Below are 20353 nucleotides of genomic sequence, written 5' to 3'. Positions count from 1 at the left end.
GAATTAATCAAAAAATGCAGCAAAGGCAATAACTAATAATAATGTTCCACTAATCAATGTACCAAACTGACCTAAAGTGAATTTACCGATGCGAACGTGAGCTATCTTTCTTCCCAACACAACTCCGCCCCATACTGTAATAAAACTACCAACTGCAGCTGCAATACAAATAGCAATTGGATTCAAACCGAACAAACCCGCTCCTAATCCATTTGTGAGCGCATTAGCAGATAAACCAATCCCAAGAAAAATAGACTCCACAAAACCGATTTCCCCAGATTTACCGATATTTTTCGTTAAGCCATTTATTTCAGTGTCCCCCACTTCTCCTTCAATCTCTTGCACCGAAACCTTCCGAGGAATTGCTAGTAAGATGATTCGGAGACCGATTATAACTAATAAGAACGAACCGATTACAACCGGCATTATCCCAGGTAAAATTTTTGATAGCCATAAGCCAAAATATATTCCTACTACACTAAATAAAAAGCAAATTACCGAAATAATAAAATTTGATAGATGACTAATTTTTATATTTCGAATGCCATAAGAAATCCCTACCCCTAAGTTGTCAATACTTGATGAAAACGTTAGCGCTAATACCATCATCCATGCTGCCATTTCGTTCACCCCTTCGTATTGTTGAACATCCCGGAAACTAACGTGACATACATAGCATGGAATATGAATATAGGGAGAAAATAACTCCCTATATTCCTTCCACTTAACAGCTCTGTTTAAAAACGGGGTAGAGTGAACCACTTCATTATATTCATGCGATTCACTTTTCCTTTTTCACGAACGGATTGAAAGATATCTCCCGTAAAAGATCCCATTTTAGTAGCAATCTCTTTTTGCATCGCCTTATTTTCAGATGCCGCTTTTACACTCAAGTCTAGCGCCTGTTCAAAATGTACTAACGCTTTTTCTAAATGGTAATCCACATCTTGTTCAACAGCTTTATGCGTCATTTCTTACTTCCTCCTTTTCCTCAACCTTTGCAGCTGCTTCAATTATCTCTTGTTCATTAGAATGTTCTTCTTCAACATAAGAAAGTTCTTTCTCGAATTGTTTTTGCATTCTATCCATTTTCGCTTCTACAATAATATCTTCCACTTCTTCTTTAATCGTTTCAAAAGTAGACTTCACACCTTTTGCACCTGATTCAACAAGTGGACGGAGTGTATTTCTTACAACAGGTAATAAAGCGGCACTTGCTAACGCTAAAGTAGATCCAATAACAATTTTTCGTATCATTTTCATTACTCCTTTACACTGTTTTTAATAATGCTAGTTCATTAACTACCAACTTTTTCGAGTCATCATTCTTATATGAGATTAATTTAATAATAGGTTTTGAAATTTGAGATACTGTACCAGCTACAAAAAGAACAGGTACCCATTGCATAAATGTTAATGGAGCGGTATGGAATATACGAGCAAATGGCGGAACATATATAGCTGATAATAATACAAGCCAAGACGTTCCTAACGCCGTCACAAAGAAACGATCTTTTGACCAATCACGCATCGTTTCGTCCGATCCTTCTTGTCTCCAAGAGAATGTTTGAATAAGTTGACCTGCAACTAATGCTGCAAATGCTGATGTTTGCGCTACCGCAAGAGGCACGCCAGCCGCTAAGCTCATACCGAATAAAGCAAGTGACCCTGCTCCAAGCAGTATTCCTCGCGTTACAACTTTTTTGTACAACTCTTTATCAACAATGTCTTGACGTTTCGTTTGCTTCGTTTTGTTTCCAGGATTTACAGCTAAAATCATCGCTGGTAAAGCATCTGTAATAAGATTCATTAATAAAATTTGAATTGGTACTAACGGAATCGGCATTCCCGCAATAACTGCCGCACTTGTCACTAATACTTCAGCTAAATTTCCCGTCAATAAACATCCAACCGCTTTACGAATATTACCAATAATCGTTCTACCTTCTTTTACCCCTTCCACAATGGAACCGAAATGATCTTTTTTCAATATAAGATCGGCAGCTTCTTTCGTTACTTCTGTTCCTGTTTGCCCCATCGCAATACCAATGTTCGCTTTCTTTATAGCAGGTGTATCATTTACACCATCCCCAGTCATCGCTACAATTTGACAGTCCGCTTGGTATGCAGCTACTATACGTAACTTATGTGCCGGTGTTACGCGAGCAAAAACAGAAGTATTTTTTACAATTTCTTTTAATTGTTCATCTGTTACATTGTCGATTTCTACCCCTGTCAAAACACGATCATCACGATTCCAAATACCGGTCTGCTTCGCAATAGAAATTGCCGTAGTCGGATGATCCCCAGTAATCATGACAGGTTTTACACCAAGTTCAATCGCTTCACGAATACTCTCTTCCACTTCAGGTTTTGGCGGATCAATCATACCAACTAACCCAACAAAAATAAGGTCATTATTCTCAACATTACTATACGCAAAACCTAATACACGTAATGCCTGTTCTGCAAAACCTTCATTTTGTTGTAAAATGACCTCTTTTTCTTTATCACATAACGGATAGATTTCACCGTTATGTTGATACCATTTACATCTAGTAAGGATCGCCTCTACAGATCCTTTCGAAAACTTATACAATGATTCATTTTCCTTACAAACGACACTCATAATTTTCGTCTCAGAATCGAACGGTTCTTCATGATGTCGTTCAAATGATGCCATATCCTTATATGAAACACCCGCTTTAGAAGCAAAACTTAATAAAGCCCCTTCAGTTGGGTCACCTTTCACAATCCACTGATCGTCTTCATGTTCTAACTTACTATTATTACAAAGAACACTAATTTGCAGAACGCGAACAAAATCTGGATGTTCTAACGGCGTTTTTTCACTTTCATGATAAGTCGCTTCTTCTACTTCCATCTCTACAGCAGCTGCGACTTTAGACGACGTTACATCCGATATTGTACCAACTGGTTCATATCCATCACCCGATACACTCCACATACGATTTGGTGTGGCAATGACTTTAACTGTCATTTCATTCTTCGTAAGAGTACCTGTTTTATCAGAACAAATAACAGTTGTTCTACCTAACGTTTCTAAACTAGAAAGCTTCCGAACAAGTGCATTTTGCTTTTGCATACGAAAGATTCCTGCACTTAAAGCGATTGTAATCATAATCGGTAAACCTTCTGGCACAGCAGATGCTGTAAGAGCAACTGATGTTGTAATCATTTGCGTAATCGGTAAACCGCGTAGCAATCCTGCTACAAGCACAATACCGCCAGCCACAAATGCTCCTTTAATAAAGGTTTTACTAATAGACGTCACCTTTTGCTGTAGTGGTGTAGGCTCTGTTTCTTCCCCCTTCATTAAGGAAATCATATAGCCCATCTCTGTACTCATCCCGGTTTCCACTACTATAGCTCTCGCCTTGCCGCGCGTTACGGATGTGCCCATAAAGAGCATATTATTCTGCTCCGCTAACGAACATTCTTCCCCTACCGCATCCACTTTCTTTTCAACTGGTAGAGACTCACCCGTTAGCATCGCTTCATTAACTTCTAAATTCCAAGAGTCTATAATACGAAGATCCGCAGGTACGCGGTCTCCAGCTTGAAGGCAGACAACATCACCTGGGACGAGCTCACTACTTGCTACCTCTATCTCTTCCCCTTCACGGGTTACTATACAATTTGGCGCACGGAATTGATTTAAAGCTTCTACTACTTTTTCTGCTTTTCGCTCTTGAAGGGTTCCAATTACCGCATTGACGACGAGAATTGTCCCCATCGCTAATCCATCAAACACCCCACCTGATAATACAGATAATCCAGCTGCTCCAAGTAAAATAAGCGATGTAAACTCTTTAAATTGCCCCATAAATGAAACAATCCAAGGAACAGACTGCTTCGGTTCAATTCTATTCATTCCATACTTTTCTTGTCGCATTTGCACTTCTCGAGCGCTTAGCCCTTGCTGTTTCTCCACTTGTAAATCTTTTATTACATCTTCTTGCGAGAGTGCATACCATTTTGTAGAAGTTTCTCTAGCTACCGAGTGGTTCATATTCAGTAACTTTTTATTAGAAAAAATCTTCTCACTTACTCGCTTCGCTCTAGATAAAAACGTTAAAGATAGAGCATTTGCCATTAAAGCGATAATAGGTGCCGTGAATATAGACCAAACAGCCAGCATCTCCCCGGCAATATTCCATATTTTCGCTACTCGAAAATGTTCTTTCACTAATAAATCGATTTGTTTCGCATAGGCGATTGACTGAAATATATTTTTCATTTCATAATAAGATACAGACGGAAATTCAATATTATCCTCACAAACAAATAATACTTCTTCCCCATCCGAACGAATACGCTCCACACGCTCTACAACATCACTATGTTGCCAACTTGCATCAATACCGTGCTGCGAAAGAACACTATGATTTACATGTAAACTATTTTGCAAAACTGCAAACTTCCACTGATTTTCACCTAATTCTTTCATTATTTCTGTGAATTCAGGTGTAATCGTCATTTTCGATCCAACTAACAATCCTACACATTTTTTACCTTTAGCAACGAACTGAACGTTAAATCCTTCTTTGCCAAGTCCTTTCGCTTCTAACTCATAAGCACTTATATCTACACCATTTCGCTGCACAAATACTTTACTCCCGATAAAGGATGGAATGCCTTGTATGTCACCTTTTATCCCTTCGTCATCAACTTCGATTTCAAAAGCTTTCCTTAACGTTCTTCCTGTTTGCTTCGCTCGTTGCACAACTTCCTCTTTCCAATCATGCCCACTTTTCTCCAGCAGTGAGGCTGCCGTGCACCAAACTTGCCCTTCATCTTCTGAAATGCAGCTAATCTCCGCTTCTTCATGACAGAATATACGCGATACATCGTCAAATACGATTGTTCTCGTTCGGGACAGTTGAGATAATGATCCTTCATTTGGAATAAGATATCCTCTTTCCCTCGCAACGAGATCTCCTTGTCGCCATGCATACTCAGCAGACGAAACTGCAGGTTTCGGATTCGCAGCTAATAAAACCGCCATTCCGCGTAGTGGATTTCTCGTAAAGGCCCATGTTGCTCCCCCAAAAAGCATGCCCCATTTCGATTGCTTTTCACTGTATGCTTTAATCTCCGGGGATAAAATTCTTTCTTTATACGAATCTTTCTCTTCATTTATGTTCGCTTGACTACGCTTCCAATTTAAATAATTTAATAGACTAAGTCCCGCTAGTACGACGATATTTTCCCGCGCTAGTGCGAGTGCAAGCGTTCCTATGCCAAGCACTAGATCAGAATTCACTTTTTTGCTAGCAACCATTTTTTTGAATCCTCGTTTTAAAAACGGGTATCCCGTCAAAACAGATAAAGCCCCCGACAAGTAAAAAAGCCCTGGACTTCTAGCTAAAGCTGATCTTCCCATAAATAGTTGCTTTATACCGAACGCACCTAATCCAGCGACAGAAAGCGCTAGTGGCAATGGAACACCTTCACCTTTTTTCTCGTAAGAAATTACACTAGATGAAGAATCTTCTGCTTTCTTCGTTTCTTCAATATTGTTAAAGTTAGTATTCTTTGTAGTTTGTTCTTCTAGGAGTTTAATTATTTCACAAACGGTATGTAGAGAGGTCTTGTTGATATCGTAAGTAATCAGGGCTCTTCCTGTAGAGATAGAGGGACTCACTTGATAAATACCTTCCACGTCACGAAAACGTTCTACTATCAAGTTCGCCATGTCCAAGTTGTATTTTAGTTTATATATTTCAATTCGAATTCTTCCAGGTAACGATCGTATAAATCTCGTTTTTAATAATTTACTCTGCATCATCATCCTCCTTATCCTTGTAAAGGAAGTAAAATCACTTACTATCTAAGGAGTAACAGGTATGCTTTCGTAATCTACACTCTGCTCAGAATGATATGCATTTACACGAGACGCCCATTTTTCCTGGAATTTAGAAATAGTTGTCGGTACAGCTTCTACTGCTCCAATAATTGGCGATACTGTTTTTACTGCCACTTTACGTGCCGCTTCTTTTACTTTCGGTAAAGCTTCTTCCATTTCTGAACTAGCATTTTGAATTTGTTCTTTTGCACCGAGAAAAGCAGATACTGTTTTTACCGCTAGCTTTCTTAGCCCCTTTCTCGCTTTTGGTGACGCTAATATAACCGCTGCTACTCCAACCGCTATACCGATTGGTGATTTCATAAATTGAAACATGTACATTTCTCCTCACTTAATTTTTTCGAATTTGTAAAATGAATCAATCTTATCCTACCAAGTAAACATGTAATTCATTTCATCACATCCTTTTTTTGTAAAAAGTATATATAGAGTATATATTTACGTTTGTATTATTTCAACAATTTATTAGTTTTTTGTAAATTTTATGTTAATTCAGAAAATATTTTTGTAAACACTCCTATTCCTATGCAATTAAACAGGTAATATATTCCATGTTTTATTACTCAATTGTTGAAATTATATTGAGAATTTATTTTGTTTTTTCGCAAATCACAAACTAAGACACGCACTTTTACGAAACAAATTTTATATACTATAAAAAATGCTACAAGGAGTGATTTTCATGAGCTTATCTTATTGGAAATACGCGATTCTTACTCATATCACTGCAAATTTCCGTACCTTTTTATTCAATATCATTGTCGCTATTTTAGGAGAAATCGCCCTCTTTCTTGTCCTCAGTTTTATTCCAAAAAGATTTCATAAATTTTTTGCATAAAAAAGCCTGAGTTCCTATCTATCGTAGAACTCAGGCCACTTAGCCTTATTAAATAATGGGAACTTGTTACATAGATTTCTCAATACCCAATCTGGTATTAGGGAGAATATATCAGCGATTTTTTGAATATATCAACGATTTTTCAAATATATCGATTGTTTCTTTCAATATATCAACGGTTCGACACAACATATCGATTTACCAACAAATTGCGACATGTTTTACATGCAAAATACCGACATAACTTTATACAAAAAAGACGACCGAAACCCGGTCGTCTTTTCCTATTTATTTCGGAGCATTTCCTACATATTGCGTAATATCAACATTTAATGCCTGCGCTAAACGCATACCGTATTCTTGATCTGCACGGAAGAAGTTACAAACAGCTAATAATTTTGTGCGTTCATTTACGTCTTTTAGATCATTTGTTAAGTTTGCAATTAAGTTATCTTGCTCTTCTTTAGAGAATGAACGGTAACGCTCACCTGCTTGTTTGAAGTCATTTGGTTTCTCAATTTTTTCACGAGATACATAGCCTTCTACTTTCATAGTTGAATCGCGGTAAGCTTTGTCTTCAACTGGATTCTCTGCATGACGACTCGGTTCGTAGTTGATTGTAGATGGGTTTTGATTCACTTGCATCGCACCATCACGTTGTTGATTATGAACAGCTGCGTATGGGCAGTTTACAGGAATTTGTAAGTAATTTGCACCAAGACGATAACGCTGTGTATCTGGGTAAGAGAATAAACGACCTTGTAATAATTTATCTTCCGATGGCTCAATACCATTTACAGTTGCACTTGGAGAGAACGCTACTTGCTCTACTTCTGCAAAGAAGTTTTTCGGATTACGATTTAACGTCATTGTCCCTACTTCCATTAATGGGAAGCGATCTTCTGGCCATACTTTCGTTGGATCTAGTGGATCAAAGTCTAAAGAGTCCATTTCATCTAATTGCATAACTTGTACGTGTAAATCCCATTTTGGGTAATTTCCTTTTTCGATTGCATCGAACAAGTCACGAGTTGCATGATTGAAGTCTTTCCCTTGTACTTCTTGCACTTCTTTCGCATTTAAGTTACGTACACCTTGCTGTGGTTTCCAGTGGTATTTAATATAAACAATTTTACCTTCTTCATTAATCCATTTAAATGAATGGACGCCGAAACCCTCCATTTCACGATAGCTTGCTGGTGTACCGTAATCAGAAAATACCCATGTCATCATATGTGTAGATTCTGGACTTAACGTCATGAAATCCCAATAACGATCTGGCGTTTGAATATTCGTATCAGGTGCTGGTTTTAAGGAATGTACCATATCAGGGAATTTAATTGCATCACGAATGAAGAAAACTGGTAAATGATTACCTACGATATCGTAGTTTCCTTCTTCTGTATAAAATTTAACAGCAAACCCACGTGGGTCACGTGCTGTTTCAGGAGAACCTTGACCATGAATAACCGTTGAAAAACGAACAAATACAGGCGTTTCAGTTCCTTCATTTTGTAAAAATGCTGCTTTCGTATATTGCTTCATACTATTTTTCGTTACGAATACACCGTGAGCACCTGCACCACGTGCATGCACAACACGCTCCGGAATACGTTCACGATCAAAGTGCGCAAGTTTTTCTACTAAATGATAGTCTTCTAATAATACTGGTCCACGACGACCAGCTGTACGAGAATTTTGGTTGTCTCCAACTGGAGCACCTTGGTTTGTTGTTAAGCGATTATTTGGATTCATCTAGGGGGATCCTCCTCTTTCTTTCGTAGTAATCATTATTTATTTAAAATTATTATAAATTAATTATTATTTAAAACTAAATCTTTGTCAACTATTTCCTTCACTTTTTTGGAAACAATTTCAGCCAAACAGTCGATAAATGCAGATTGTGCATTCGGCATATTTGGTCTGAAATATTTGGCATTTAATTCATCCGTTACAACTTTACATTCATAATCGTTGTCATATAAAACTTCTAAATGCTCCGCTACAAAACCAACTGGGCAATATACGAAAGATTCGTACCCATGCTCTTCATATAAATCTTTCGTTAAATCTTGCACATCTGGACCAATCCACGGATCTGGAGTATTCCCAGCACTTTGCCAACCCGTTGTATAGTTTTGAATATTTGCAGCTTCTGCAATTAAATCTGCCGTATGCTTTAGTTGTTCTACATATGGGTCTCCTGTTGCAATAATTTTTTCTGGCAAACTATGCGCTGAAAAAATTACGACTGCTTTCTCTTTATTATCAATTTCTGTAAACGTCTCTTTTATTTGGTCTGCCCAATACGAAATAAATTTCGGTTCATCATACCATTGTTCAATTGGTTCAATAACAGGACCACCAATTTCTTGCGAAAGACGAATAGCACGGTCATTATACGCTTTAATGCTAAATGTAGAGTAATGTGGCGCTAATACGATACTAATCGCTTGCTCAATCCCATCACGCTTCATTTCTTCTACCGCATCTTCTATAAATGGTGCAATATGTTTTAAACCTAAGTAACAAGTAAATTCATACTCTGTAAATATGTTATTCATTGAATCTGTTAATTTATGCGCCTGTTCTTTCGTAATTTTTGCAAGCGGTGAAATTCCACCAATCGCTTTATAGCGCCCAATTAAATCTTCAAGCGCTTCTTCTGATGGCGTACGCCCGTGACGGATATGTGTATAATATGCCTCTACATCGTCTAATGATTCTGGTGTTCCATACGCCATTACGAGTAAACCTATTCTTTTCTTTGTCATCTATATAACACCTCAATTTTATAAATGAGAATCTTTTTCAGAACGTTTGTTTCCAATTATAACAAGTAATAATAAGTACGTCAAAATAATAATTCTAATTAAGTATTATTTATAAGGTGATTTTGAATTTTATATGATAATTTCTTTAATAAAAAGCGGCTTACATAATTGTAAGCCGCTTTTCCCTTATTCCTTAATATTTACCCCATATTCTTTAAACCAAACATGAATTTGTGCTAAATGAGCTAAAAGCTGTGGCCCAGTCATCAATTGACCAAACACTATATAACTACAATAAAAGAGCACAGCGTGTATATAAAGTGCGACCAACACTCTATATACCATCCGCCTAATCCATCTAGGCAAACACTTGCTGTACTCTTACGAACTATTTTACAGTACGTAAGGGCTCCTTAGCAACAGTTTGCTTACACTTGGCATTCTGTTGCTCTTTTGTATATGCAAAGGGGCCTACATTATGAAAAAGAAACGTATTGATGTTATCGCAACTAAAGAAGCCTTCCGCAACTTATCATTATTCAAAGATGTGGACGAACTAAATAGAGCTATACGTGCATACAGAGACACTATCCGTATGTCTATTAAGCGTACAGATGTAAAATCTAAACTCATTACATTACTTGAAATTTTAAAGCGCCACAGCTGCAAATATGTAGGTGTTAGTTTCCTGTGCAAAAACAGAATCGCTGAAAAAATGGAAGTTTCATATAAAACTGTACAACGTTTAATGAAGAAGCTTGTGGATCTAGAGATGATTAAACAGGTGGCAATGAAACGTAAAAAAGATATGCTTCAAACTTCTAACGCTATTATTATTCAACCTATTGTGGAAGAAGTGTCCAACAAGACACAAGGTGAACGTCCTACAAAGTGTCCTACCATTAAAACAAAACCTGTTTCCTTAAAACAAAATATAAAAGATATAAACAAACGTAATAGTAATGAGAATAGCAATAATCCAAAAGAGAATATGGAACAAGCTGACTTTGTTGCTCATTGGGTACCAGAGCGTTTTATTTCTTTAGTTGGCTCTTTTTACAGTGAATCTAAAACAATTCAAGAACTGTGGAAGGTCGTAAGACAGTGTAATAAAATCGTTAACCATACAACAGGTGATACAGCATTTACTAAAGAACAAGAGTTAGCTATTGGCTTAAAAGCTATTAAAGAATTTGTTATGAAAATTAAATCCGGAGTAAAAATGAAAAAGGGTAAATTCGCTTATTTCAACGGGATTGTAAACAACTTAATGGACAAGTGCTACTTCGATAAAGAATTTATGGCCATATAAAAAAACACCTAGCTAAATTAACTAGGCGTTTCGATTTTCAAAATATCCATGAATTGAATTTTATGTATTGCATTTGGTCCATCACTCACTACAATTCTATTCAGTTGTTGTTCCAGTTTAATTATTTTACCTTGGATAACATCTGGTTCTTTATATTTTCGATACACAGTAAATACTAATTCTGTATCATCTTGCACTGCCAATTGAATTAATTCAGCAGCCTCTTGTTGTTCGAATTCATCCATGTATGGTCTAGGTTCTTTTTTAGTAGCCTTTTTCTTTGGTGGTTTTGGAATTGCTGTTGACATATGATCTCACCTCATTATTTATTTTTAAGCATATTGATAGTTATTTCTAACTTTATCAACAGAAAGTATATTAGCTAATTTCAGCATTCTAACTTGTTTTTTTTGCATGTAATACACTAATACACGATCTTCATATATCTTTCTAACAATCACAGTTCTTTGAGAGAAATCTCCTGAACCGTTTAAATAAATTAATTCAATTGGTAGTTTTTGATTGAACGAGCATTTAAGTAAATGATTCATAAGATGACCTCCAAAAGAACATTCGTTTGCATAAATTATAGAACGAACGTTCTTTTTCGTCAATAAATTACAAACTAACATTTACAGTTGTTGTATGAAATTGGTATGATTTAGGTATAAATCTATGGAGGGAAACTATATGAAAAAACCGTTTTATAAAAAATGGTGGGTTTGGATTATTGCTGCACTAATAATAATTTTTGTTGCTGCTGGTGTTAGTGGTAATAAAAAGGATGGCACTAAACCTGCGGTTGCAGAAAATAAAGAGGCTAAATTAACAGTAGATGACTACACAAAAAGAGTAGAAAAAGCATTAAAAGAGATGGGAGAAAAAACAAAGCTAAAAATTAACTCAACTGAAATTTTAAAAGACGGGAGAACGTCTATTGGTTTATCAGACAATATTATTATTGTTTTAGAAACTGATAATAATAAAAATATAAAAAAAGCTTCATTAGCAATGACTCCAAATGCTTATTTTACTGAGATGGAAGACTTTAAATTCGCTTTCTTATTATTAATAGGAACGATGGATGATTCACTGAGTTTTGGAGAACGTAATTTAGTTAAACAAGAACTTGGTCTTAGTGACGAAACAGTATTTAGTAAAGATCATACAAAGGTTTATCAAAAAAATAAAATAAGGTATACATATAAAGGTAGTATAAAAGAAAACTTTATTCTACAAGCAGAATTGCGAAAGTAGGTGTTTAAAATAAAAAGAGATTCTAATTTTATGAAAGTTGTTAGCTCTATTTTTAAGGGGTTTCGTTTAATAAGTAGAATTATAAATCCGATCTTAAAAGCATTATCTAAAAGTAAATTTTAATTACGTAGAAATAAAAAAGCCGTCATTATGACGGCTCTTACTTTAGTCTTCAAACTTCACATATTCACCTGAAACCCATTGGTCTCCACCCACATTATACCAACCATCTCTATATCCCCACGACTGATACTGTTCTCCTTGGTACACATTTTTTACAATGCCATAATTAGTTCCTGGACCTCTACGAACACGCAATACATCCGCTGTAATAGTAACTATTCCTACACCATTATTGACTGATTGCGAACTTGTCGGTGTGCTTTCTCCAGTATAATGAATGTATGATGAATCATTATAAATCCACTGATCGCCACCAAGGTTTAGCCATCCATTGGATTGTCCCCATACTTCGTAGGACTCACCTTTACCTAATTGACGAATAACCCCGTATCCAGTACCTGGACCTTTACGAAGGTTTATGCCATTCCCCTCAATATACGCAATACCTGTCCCGTTAGTTGACGGTGGAATAAGCGTAGGAGTTACTTTACCATCTCCATTGTATGCATTTTGGACTCTCTCGATAAAGCTATCCCAACGTCCTTCTGCCAACATACGATGAGGACAGTACTTCCCACTCCATGATTGGTGTGTACGAACTTTATGAATTGGAATATCGTACTGTTTCATTAGTTGAGCTACAACGATGGCTGCATTGTCTTCCGCTTTATAATATCTATCTCCACCACTTAAAGAGTAGCAAATTTCAACCCCAATAGATTTACGATTACCATTCCCGTTACCGTCGCCAGTATGCCAGGCGTTACGCTCTAAAGGGATTCCTTGTACTGCTTCTTTATCATCTACCGCAATATGAAACGACACTTGGTTGCCATTACGAATCATATACGATACTTCATTTTCTGCTGTAGCATCGTTGTAAGTATTGTGGACTGTAATGAATTCCGGATTCATTGTGTAAGGACACTTTATACCATATTTACTTGGGTCAACTAGTTTTTTTCTAATTTCCATTATTGAACATCTCCCTTTTTCTCTTCTTGTTTTTGTTTACCACCTAAAATTTCGACTGCATTTGTTAAAGCTGAAGGCAAAGGTATTCCCATACGCCCTGCATTTTCTAAAAGTGAAAGCAACTCATTTCCAATAAAGAAAAAGATCGTCGCTTCACGAATAGCGCTATTGCTTCCTAGTGCCGAATCTAATTGAGCTGCCGCTCCTACCAAAAGAAAAAGCACCACCTTTTTGGCGATGCCTTTGAAACCCACTTTACTTTTTAATTCTCCGTTATATCCTGCTGCAATCATGCCAGTTAAATAATCAATAACTGCCATCGTCACTAAGATTTTCAATGTTGTATCCCATCCTCCCAAGAAATACCCGCAAAAGCCACCGAAAGTGGCAATAAAGGTTTTTAATAATACATCAATACGATCCATCTTTTCATCTCCTTTTTTAGCAATAAAAAAAGACCAGCTATTGCTGCTCCTGCTCTGTTTGTGTGTTATTTTCATTAGTTGGTGTTGGCGGTTCTTGAGATGGGTAATTCCCTGTAAGTGATGCATAACACTCTAAACAAATGTTCTTTTTCGCAAATCCCATATCTAGTGAGTACAAACGCGCTCCGCGTTTACATATTTCACACAGCGTAGCAATCCGAAACTTTACTGTCCCATCCATTTCTCTCCATACTTCAACCCTGCTAACACCGTTTAGAAGACCTGCATTATTTAACATATCGGCAGGTATTTGAACAAAAATCCCTGTATCTGTGCGCTCTGCATCCACCAACCTCCCCATAAAAGGAAAGCTTTCACCTGCTTGAAGTGGCATCATTTGATTCTCATTCATTCTTATCGCTCCTTTCTATCCAAGTGCATTAAATTTCCAACCGCTTGGAGTACTCGCATAAAAACCCGCTCCCATATTACCGTCTGTAAAACGAATATGACCCCATTGTTGGAATCCACCGCCACCTAAGTTAATTCCCTGCATTGCTCGTATATTCCTAAAGATTTTAACTTCTTTTTCAGTACTTATATCAAACGTCTGTCCGTCTGGTGCTGGAGATATATTGTTATTTACACCGCCTACAGCGAGTCCGTTAAACGGCTGAATGCCATCTGCTCTTTCTGCTGCAGCACGATCCCAATTATACATAGATGCATATTTCCCACTGTACAGTGTTACACCACTTACACAAATCGCTGTCCCTTGTCTCATGTCAGCATTTCCAGAACAAACTTTAATAATCAATGCGTGTTGTTGCGGAATATAGTTTGTTGGCACTTTGAAAGTAAAAGAATACCTTCTGATTTCTCCATAATAGGTAGATGGCTCAGGGAAGTCCATCTTTTGTTCACTCAATATGTCGTAACTTACGTTATCTCCGAATTTAACGCAGCATACGTGTATTCTCGGTTTTCCTGTCTTACGCACGCCATTTATCATGGCAGTTCTAAAATGAGCGGATGCTGTATATTCGTTACCAGGATGTATACCGTTATTCACGATCGCTTCCGGATAGTTATACATATCTACCCTTGCAGCATTCACCATCTGCTCGTAATCGAATATATGTGTATTCTTTTCTATTACGACATTTCCCCAGGACTTCCAAGTAAGGCCATATCCACCTTCAAATCCATAATAATCGTTATGTCCAATGTTTTTCTTTGTAACACTAGAAAAGTCTGGATCTGCTATTAGATTTCGTCTTGATACCGCAGTTGTTTTTGTACCCCATTCGTCTTGAAATAGGAAGTCTAGCATTTTAACAGTTACACCATCTTTATCAATAGTGATCTTATCACCATCAATTCTAATAAGATTCGTATCAATGCCTTTTGCAGTTAACCATTTCACCATTGTATCGGCATTAATATTCAGTTTCTCCGCATCGATTGTAATCTTACCAGGTGACATATTAATAGAAGTAATGATACCGTCTTTTAAAATCTGCGCTAAAATCCCCTCATCTAACACTTCTAACTTAGATTCTGTTTTCTTTACATAGGCATTATAAGTCTCATTTATAAACGTTTCTTGTTTTCCAGAGATAATTGAAACGCCTTTTTCAGTAGCACTAATACTTCTTTCTAACTCTGTAACTTTCTGATTGTATTTCTCAGTAGCTACTTTATTAGCAATATCATCTATCATTTTATCAATATCCGTTTGATCTTTGGGATGTAGCCAAAATTCTGTAGCTATTTTACCACGCTGCAACATAGGTAACGCAATCCATAACGTTCCATTCCTTCTCAACCAAGGTTTATAACGCGCTTTAACAGCCCCAACTGGAACTGTTCCGGCAATAACAGATCTAATCCAATTAGAATTCGCAGTTACATTGATACCGATTGATGATTGTGAAACTCGGCTACCTTGGGCATTTAGATACTCAATTTCTAACACGAAACCTTGTCCTATGTTATTGGACATAAAGTAACCCGAAGCTACAATGTCTTCACCAGCAGTTACGTCTATCGTTTGATGAAGGCTATACCATTTATCTTCAGTCAATCCAGTCGCATGTAATTTAGCCGTTGTATAGCCTCTGTATGTTACAGAAGAGTCAATAACAGCACTATTACCATTTTGTGTCCAGTATTTGAAGCCCTGAGCGAATGCAGCGTTCCGTAGATCATTTATAGAACCCAATCCACCAACATAATCCTCAACATCTTTCTTTTTCATTGTTAACTTTAATGCGTCAGAATGTTGACCTATTGTTGTAGTAGCCTCACTAATCGTCTTTCCTTGCGCAGTTTGTGTTTCCTGTAATTTCTTAACACTTGCAGTTGTTCCTTCTGCATTCTTTTCTACAGTGTTAACACGTTCATCAAAAAAGGTTTGTGTTTTTTCTACCGTTTTAATACTTTCTTTAATACCATCCACACTTTTTTCAATCTCTGTTGTTTTCTTAGTGAATTCATCATTCGTTACTTGATTTTCTGGAGCTGGTGTCCAATCCTGTGGCTTATTCCCTTTATATAAAGCCACCCATTCTACAGTTGCCTTTGTAGCATTATTTGGATAATTATATAAGTTTAATCTCCGTTCATTCCCACTTGTAGTTGCAACAGCTTTGAAAGTTACATAAGTTATTCCGTTAGCATAGACACTTGTTGCATATCCAACATTATTTGAACCACCATTCTGCCAAATTCCAAATTGTTGACCCTGCGGGACACTTCCTTTAATTACAAAAGTATATTCCTCACCTGCAACAAAATTTTCAGTTAGAGAATATGGATTGATTAGATAATCTGTTTTTTCGTATTTAGCATTTGAATCTAATAACAGATTACGTCCTCCAGATTTATCATTATTAACCTTTGTTTCTACTCTTGTTAACTTTTCACTAATCTTCCCTGCTGCTTCTTTGATCTCTGTTGTTACCTTGGTTAAAACATTCCCATCTGCAAGATCTTCAGGAGCTGGCCGCCAAGAATATCCTTTGCTACCTATAGTCAATTGTGGTGAACTTTGCTGATACCAACAACCAGCAGGAGGATTCACGTCAGGTTCTACACGAAAATGACTCTCGTTATCCGTTCCTGTTGATGCCATCATGCCCGCTGTCACTACGAACGAAACACTTACACTTTGCCATTGATTAGTAGATTTATTTGGACGGATGCCGGTAGCCCCTGCTGCAAAATAGAAAGTGTGTTGTAAGTCTTGGCCGTTCGGTAAACCTTTTACACGAGTAAAAATTGAATAGGTTACTTTATCTCCTACTTTTACAACTTTTCGATCTACTAAATCTTTGAAGTTATAAGCTAAAGCGGTCCATGATGATTGAGTTTCTACGACTGTATTCCCTTGAAAAACATCCTTCGAAATTTTGACTTTATCTGCTGACTTAAGCCACCAACGATTGTCCGCTTGCGCAGAGGTCAAAGCACCATCAAAAGATTTGGAACCGATTAACAAGTTTCTTACATCGTCATTAATGTTTGCTACACTTTCTTTAACTTCAGAAATAACTCTCTTATTTCCGTCCACATCATTTACTAAGGTGTTGATTTTACTTGTAGTATCAGTACTATTTTTCGTTAATGTTTCAATAGAAGTTTTAAATCCCTCAGAATCCTGTTCAAACTTGGTTACTTTTTTATCAATTTCACCTTGATCTCTTTGTACATCAGAAATAGTTCTCGTAACTTTTTGAAGGCTTTCTGTTACTTGATTAAATTGCCCAGTGGCTTCTTCTTGCGCTTCTTCCACTTTCTTATTTAATTCTTCTTTTGTAAGTTTAATATCCTTATTAACCTGCTCCAGTGTATCTTTTTTAATTGATTCCACATCAGGAATAAGAAGCTCCCACCCTTTACCATTCCACACTTTTAACATACCAGGTTTACCGTTACTAATATCTCGCCATAATGTTTTACCTACTATAAGATTATCAATTGGTGGGTTTTTAGCTTCAATAATATTTACCGTATTATTTTTTAGATTTTCTTGAACTTTTTCTGCTAACTCTTTAGCTGCTTGAGATTCTTTTCGTATGGTTTCAATTGTTTTTTCATTCTCTTTCACCAGTTTGTCTAGCTGATCTAGCATTTCTTGTTTACTACCTAACGAACTAAGAATTTGATTGTAAATCTTTCGTAATTCTTCGTTAGGATCTACAATTTCTCGATAATCTCCAAATACATATTGATCTTGTGTAGGATCAGTAAAAGATTCGTCTCCAGCTATTGCTCTTGCTTCTAAATAAAGTTTTGGTGTAAATCCTGTATCTTTAATTCGGATTGTGTCACCCTCATTAATCAATTCATGTGCTAATCCAAATACACGTCCTATGGATGCCGCTTTTACCTCATAAGAAACAGACGCATTTACACGTTTCTTCATTTCTATTTCCATTAAAGTTTTCAAACGGTCAGGAGACATGTTTTCATTGTCAGTTTCTGGACTATAAAAACCAAATTTATGTTTACCTTTTTCATTCCATCGTTGAAAAGCATCAATATTAGTAATATAAGGAAGACCATTATTAATTTTTTCTATCGTAATAATGTTATCGCCTTCACCTTTCACAAAACCAATTAAAGCTGTACAGATATTTTGCGAGTTCTCAATTCGCTTAATTCCAATTAAATCTTTCCCTAATTCAATTGTTTTCCCTGTATCCTGCCCGCGTTTTTTCATCATATCAACATACCGTTCGATATGATTCCCTACAACTTCAGTTCGATATTGAATTTCTAGTTCAAATAGAGAAGCAATCTTTTTCAAAAAACTTAATGGATCAATAAATTCATCAACGGTCATAGAACGGAAACTTTCATAAGAAATATTTCCTTTTTTCCATTTCGTTCCCTTAAGAGCTATATCTACATACTCCCCTACTGTTTTTGCTTCAAATTTTTGTGGATCAATATAATTTGCTTTACCAAGTAAAATCCATTCACCAGACGCGTAAGTTGTAAGGGATCTATTATTAGAATCTTTTTCTGTTTCAGTAATTGTGTATGGAACAATTCGTCCACCCCTTACCTCTTTTAAAACCAAATTTTGTTGCGTAAGCGCTGCGGCTTCTTTTGTACCATCAAAAACCGTAAAATCTAGCTTATCAACATTATTTTTAATCTCCCAATGCCTATTGTCATTCCAATAATCCTTTGATTGAATCGCTCCGATAATTTGATCTGTTTGTGAATCAACAACATGTAATATTCCACTTGGTGTTCTCATCTAAATCGCTCCCTATATGTAACCTTTGCTGTTCCTATATCGGAAGGTATGATTTCAAGTTTATTCGTCCCTTTATTGATAACAGGAAAATTACTAAAAATATCTTTTATGTTAATAGCGTTTTTCCCTTCAATACTGACATGACTGCTTTCTGTATCAATCACAACTTTGTCACCAACATCGACTATATAAGGTGGTGTATTTTGATTATTTAAATTCACTTTCCAAAATTTCAAATCAGAAACTGTCATCGCTTCTACTGGCGGAACATCTTGCCACTGCATGATACTAATTTGTATTTGAGCTGCTTTTTCCATATGTTTATTGTCTTTATCAGTCCATCTTGCAAAACGCTCTGCATCATCTTTTTCTGTTCCAGGAAGAAACTTTGAAATATACGCCTCCCAATCATTACCCGTTCTAGCGATCCACAACCTACCATAATACTGATTCCACGTATTGGGATAATCACCACTCTCATAAATTAAACCTGTTTTTCCAGGCTTATTATCATATCCAATTACCATCGTTCCAAAATTTTGTTCAGCTTGCCAATAGAGGTCATTCATGGCAATCTTTGAAAGAACTTTGCTATTTTCATCGAGTATCGCTATCTCAACTCGTCCCATTTCATTAATGTTTTTACTCTTACATGTAACATGGGCTTGCATAATAAAATCTTCTACTGGTCCACCAGGGATGCTCTTTTTAACAGCTGCCCCATGCCATCCATTACCTGAGCCATAGTCCGAACAATAGAATTGGTAACTATCTGTTTTCATTTCACCAACCGGATTACCATCTTCCATAGAACTAACCTTACTCCACCCTACAGTTGTGGACATATCATCCCATATAAGACGTTGATTTCTTTCTACAGGCAATTGCTCCATTTTTAATGGCAGTCCAATACGAAAATAATCTGGTTCCTTTGCATATTTATCTTCAAACCATACATCTAAAAAAGTATGTGGCTTTTTAATATCAATTTCAATAATCGGATTGGAATGCACAGAGCCTTTGTTTTGGACATTGGCAATTAACCCCTGGCCGTCATTTTCAAAATCAACCGTTTTCTCATTTCCTAACTTATAAGGCATTGGGCAAACAAAGTTCAAAATACCTTTACCTAACGTAACAAAATCCTCTGAATCAAAATCTTCATCAATAACCGCTAAGTATGTCCTATCAGGTGTTACATCAAAGACTAATTCAACAGGTTTTTCCGTAATTAACCACTCTGCTATTTCTTCTTTTACTGTTTCTAAGTCTGATCCATCAGGAACGATAATTCCGACTGGAACAGGTAAAACTCGCATTTCAGTTTCTGTCGTTAATAATCTTGCACCTGGATAACCTGGAACACTTAAAAAGTTCCGTTTTAATGGCGCCCACGCTGGTTTTTTCCAACCTTTTTCGATTTGAATAAAATCCTTGCGTATATTGTTAAATGTAAAAGAGCTCACGTTGCCACCTCATTTCTTTTC

At 36.5% G+C, this 20353-nt stretch carries 16 protein-coding genes and 1 pseudogene; 2 read left to right on the top strand and 15 right to left on the bottom strand.

Annotation, left to right across the window (positions count from 1 at the left end):
* Positions 1-3: 3 nt before the first annotated feature.
* The 8 genes and pseudogenes from ytaF to ACXKY9_RS05195 all read right to left on the bottom strand — a co-directional run.
* Positions 4-621: a sporulation membrane protein YtaF gene (gene ytaF, locus ACXKY9_RS05230; RefSeq protein WP_000741933.1), complete on the bottom strand. Its 618-nt coding sequence runs from the start codon at positions 619-621 to the stop codon at positions 4-6.
* 116 nt (positions 622-737) lie between these two features.
* Positions 738-971 (bottom strand): hypothetical protein, encoded by a 234-nt coding sequence (locus ACXKY9_RS05225; protein ID WP_000148974.1) that lies wholly within the window; start codon positions 969-971, stop codon positions 738-740.
* Positions 961-1257 carry a hypothetical protein gene (locus ACXKY9_RS05220; protein ID WP_000619724.1) on the bottom strand — a complete coding sequence of 99 codons (297 nt, stop codon included), beginning with the start codon at positions 1255-1257 and terminating at the stop codon, positions 961-963. The genes ACXKY9_RS05225 and ACXKY9_RS05220 overlap by 11 nt, the downstream gene beginning before the upstream one ends.
* 13 nt (positions 1258-1270) lie before the next feature.
* Positions 1271-5809 carry a cation-translocating P-type ATPase gene (locus ACXKY9_RS05215; protein WP_001190887.1) on the bottom strand — a complete coding sequence of 1513 codons (4539 nt, stop codon included), beginning with the start codon at positions 5807-5809 and terminating at the stop codon, positions 1271-1273.
* Positions 5810-5854: 45 nt separating this feature from the next.
* Positions 5855-6205: a YtxH domain-containing protein gene (locus tag ACXKY9_RS05210; RefSeq protein WP_000486133.1), complete on the bottom strand. Its 351-nt coding sequence runs from the start codon at positions 6203-6205 to the stop codon at positions 5855-5857.
* 811 nt (positions 6206-7016) lie between these two features.
* On the bottom strand, positions 7017-8483 hold the full coding sequence (gene katB / locus ACXKY9_RS05205) for a catalase KatB (protein WP_001069180.1): 1467 nt from the start codon (positions 8481-8483) through the stop codon (positions 7017-7019).
* Between the two features lie 59 nt (positions 8484-8542).
* Positions 8543-9502 (bottom strand): ferrochelatase, encoded by a 960-nt coding sequence (gene hemH / locus ACXKY9_RS05200; RefSeq protein ID WP_000163133.1) that lies wholly within the window; start codon positions 9500-9502, stop codon positions 8543-8545.
* Between the two features lie 186 nt (positions 9503-9688).
* A pseudogene (locus ACXKY9_RS05195) lies at positions 9689-9781 on the bottom strand (aspartate--ammonia ligase); the annotation flags it as partial.
* A gap of 199 nt (positions 9782-9980) precedes the next feature.
* Between ACXKY9_RS05195 and ACXKY9_RS05190 the strand changes: the two are divergent.
* Positions 9981-10814, top strand: coding sequence for a hypothetical protein (locus ACXKY9_RS05190; RefSeq protein WP_000730207.1), 834 nt, complete (start codon positions 9981-9983; stop codon positions 10812-10814).
* 17 nt (positions 10815-10831) lie between these two features.
* On the opposite strand, the gene ACXKY9_RS05185 is transcribed toward ACXKY9_RS05190, so the two are convergent.
* Positions 10832-11122 carry a YolD-like family protein gene (locus tag ACXKY9_RS05185; protein WP_000100788.1) on the bottom strand — a complete coding sequence of 97 codons (291 nt, stop codon included), beginning with the start codon at positions 11120-11122 and terminating at the stop codon, positions 10832-10834.
* Between the two features lie 24 nt (positions 11123-11146).
* Positions 11147-11365 carry a hypothetical protein gene (locus ACXKY9_RS05180; RefSeq protein ID WP_228221469.1) on the bottom strand — a complete coding sequence of 73 codons (219 nt, stop codon included), beginning with the start codon at positions 11363-11365 and terminating at the stop codon, positions 11147-11149.
* 139 nt (positions 11366-11504) lie between these two features.
* On the opposite strand from ACXKY9_RS05180, the gene ACXKY9_RS05175 reads away from it, so the two are divergent.
* Positions 11505-12071, top strand: coding sequence for a hypothetical protein (locus ACXKY9_RS05175; protein WP_000742862.1), 567 nt, complete (start codon positions 11505-11507; stop codon positions 12069-12071).
* A 165-nt stretch (positions 12072-12236) separates the two neighbouring features.
* Here the strand turns inward: ACXKY9_RS05175 and ACXKY9_RS05170 are convergent, their stop codons facing one another.
* From ACXKY9_RS05170 to ACXKY9_RS05150, 5 genes are read right to left on the bottom strand one after another with little or no spacing between them, the layout of a single operon-like run.
* Positions 12237-13169, bottom strand: coding sequence for an N-acetylmuramoyl-L-alanine amidase (locus ACXKY9_RS05170; RefSeq protein ID WP_000405773.1), 933 nt, complete (start codon positions 13167-13169; stop codon positions 12237-12239).
* Entirely contained in the window at positions 13169-13594 is a 426-nt protein-coding gene (locus ACXKY9_RS05165; RefSeq protein ID WP_000373898.1) for a phage holin family protein, read from the bottom strand. The genes ACXKY9_RS05170 and ACXKY9_RS05165 overlap by 1 nt, the downstream gene beginning before the upstream one ends.
* Before the next feature lie 37 nt (positions 13595-13631).
* Positions 13632-14006: a hypothetical protein gene (locus ACXKY9_RS05160; protein ID WP_001004976.1), complete on the bottom strand. Its 375-nt coding sequence runs from the start codon at positions 14004-14006 to the stop codon at positions 13632-13634.
* A 15-nt stretch (positions 14007-14021) separates the two neighbouring features.
* Positions 14022-18866 (bottom strand): phage tail spike protein, encoded by a 4845-nt coding sequence (locus ACXKY9_RS05155; protein ID WP_015382232.1) that lies wholly within the window; start codon positions 18864-18866, stop codon positions 14022-14024.
* Positions 18863-20332 carry a distal tail protein Dit gene (locus ACXKY9_RS05150; protein WP_000094123.1) on the bottom strand — a complete coding sequence of 490 codons (1470 nt, stop codon included), beginning with the start codon at positions 20330-20332 and terminating at the stop codon, positions 18863-18865. Before ACXKY9_RS05150 ends, ACXKY9_RS05155 begins: the two co-directional genes overlap by 4 nt.
* Positions 20333-20353 lie beyond the last annotated feature (21 nt).

The organism is Bacillus sp. 2175 (assembly GCF_057812155.1).
Note: the sequence above shows the minus strand (reverse complement) of the source record. Positions and strands in the feature narration are given on the sequence as shown.

Excerpts from the sequence above, each read along its gene's own strand:
- ACXKY9_RS05175 (WP_000742862.1), top strand. The coding sequence starts at position 11,505 with ATGAAAAAACCGTTTTATAAAAAATGGTGGGTTTGGATTATTGCTGCA.
- ACXKY9_RS05155 (WP_015382232.1), bottom strand. The coding sequence starts at position 18,866 with ATGAGAACACCAAGTGGAATATTACATGTTGTTGATTCACAAACAGAT.
- ACXKY9_RS05220 (WP_000619724.1), bottom strand. The coding sequence starts at position 1,257 with ATGATACGAAAAATTGTTATTGGATCTACTTTAGCGTTAGCAAGTGCC.
- ACXKY9_RS05160 (WP_001004976.1), bottom strand. The coding sequence starts at position 14,006 with ATGAATGAGAATCAAATGATGCCACTTCAAGCAGGTGAAAGCTTTCCT.
- ACXKY9_RS05190 (WP_000730207.1), top strand. The coding sequence starts at position 9,981 with ATGAAAAAGAAACGTATTGATGTTATCGCAACTAAAGAAGCCTTCCGC.
- ACXKY9_RS05225 (WP_000148974.1), bottom strand. The coding sequence starts at position 971 with ATGACGCATAAAGCTGTTGAACAAGATGTGGATTACCATTTAGAAAAA.
- ACXKY9_RS05180 (WP_228221469.1), bottom strand. The coding sequence starts at position 11,365 with ATGAATCATTTACTTAAATGCTCGTTCAATCAAAAACTACCAATTGAA.
- hemH (WP_000163133.1), bottom strand. The coding sequence starts at position 9,502 with ATGACAAAGAAAAGAATAGGTTTACTCGTAATGGCGTATGGAACACCA.
- ytaF (WP_000741933.1), bottom strand. The coding sequence starts at position 621 with ATGGCAGCATGGATGATGGTATTAGCGCTAACGTTTTCATCAAGTATT.
- ACXKY9_RS05185 (WP_000100788.1), bottom strand. The coding sequence starts at position 11,122 with ATGTCAACAGCAATTCCAAAACCACCAAAGAAAAAGGCTACTAAAAAA.
- ACXKY9_RS05210 (WP_000486133.1), bottom strand. The coding sequence starts at position 6,205 with ATGTTTCAATTTATGAAATCACCAATCGGTATAGCGGTTGGAGTAGCA.
- ACXKY9_RS05215 (WP_001190887.1), bottom strand. The coding sequence starts at position 5,809 with ATGCAGAGTAAATTATTAAAAACGAGATTTATACGATCGTTACCTGGA.
- ACXKY9_RS05170 (WP_000405773.1), bottom strand. The coding sequence starts at position 13,169 with ATGGAAATTAGAAAAAAACTAGTTGACCCAAGTAAATATGGTATAAAG.
- ACXKY9_RS05165 (WP_000373898.1), bottom strand. The coding sequence starts at position 13,594 with ATGGATCGTATTGATGTATTATTAAAAACCTTTATTGCCACTTTCGGT.
- katB (WP_001069180.1), bottom strand. The coding sequence starts at position 8,483 with ATGAATCCAAATAATCGCTTAACAACAAACCAAGGTGCTCCAGTTGGA.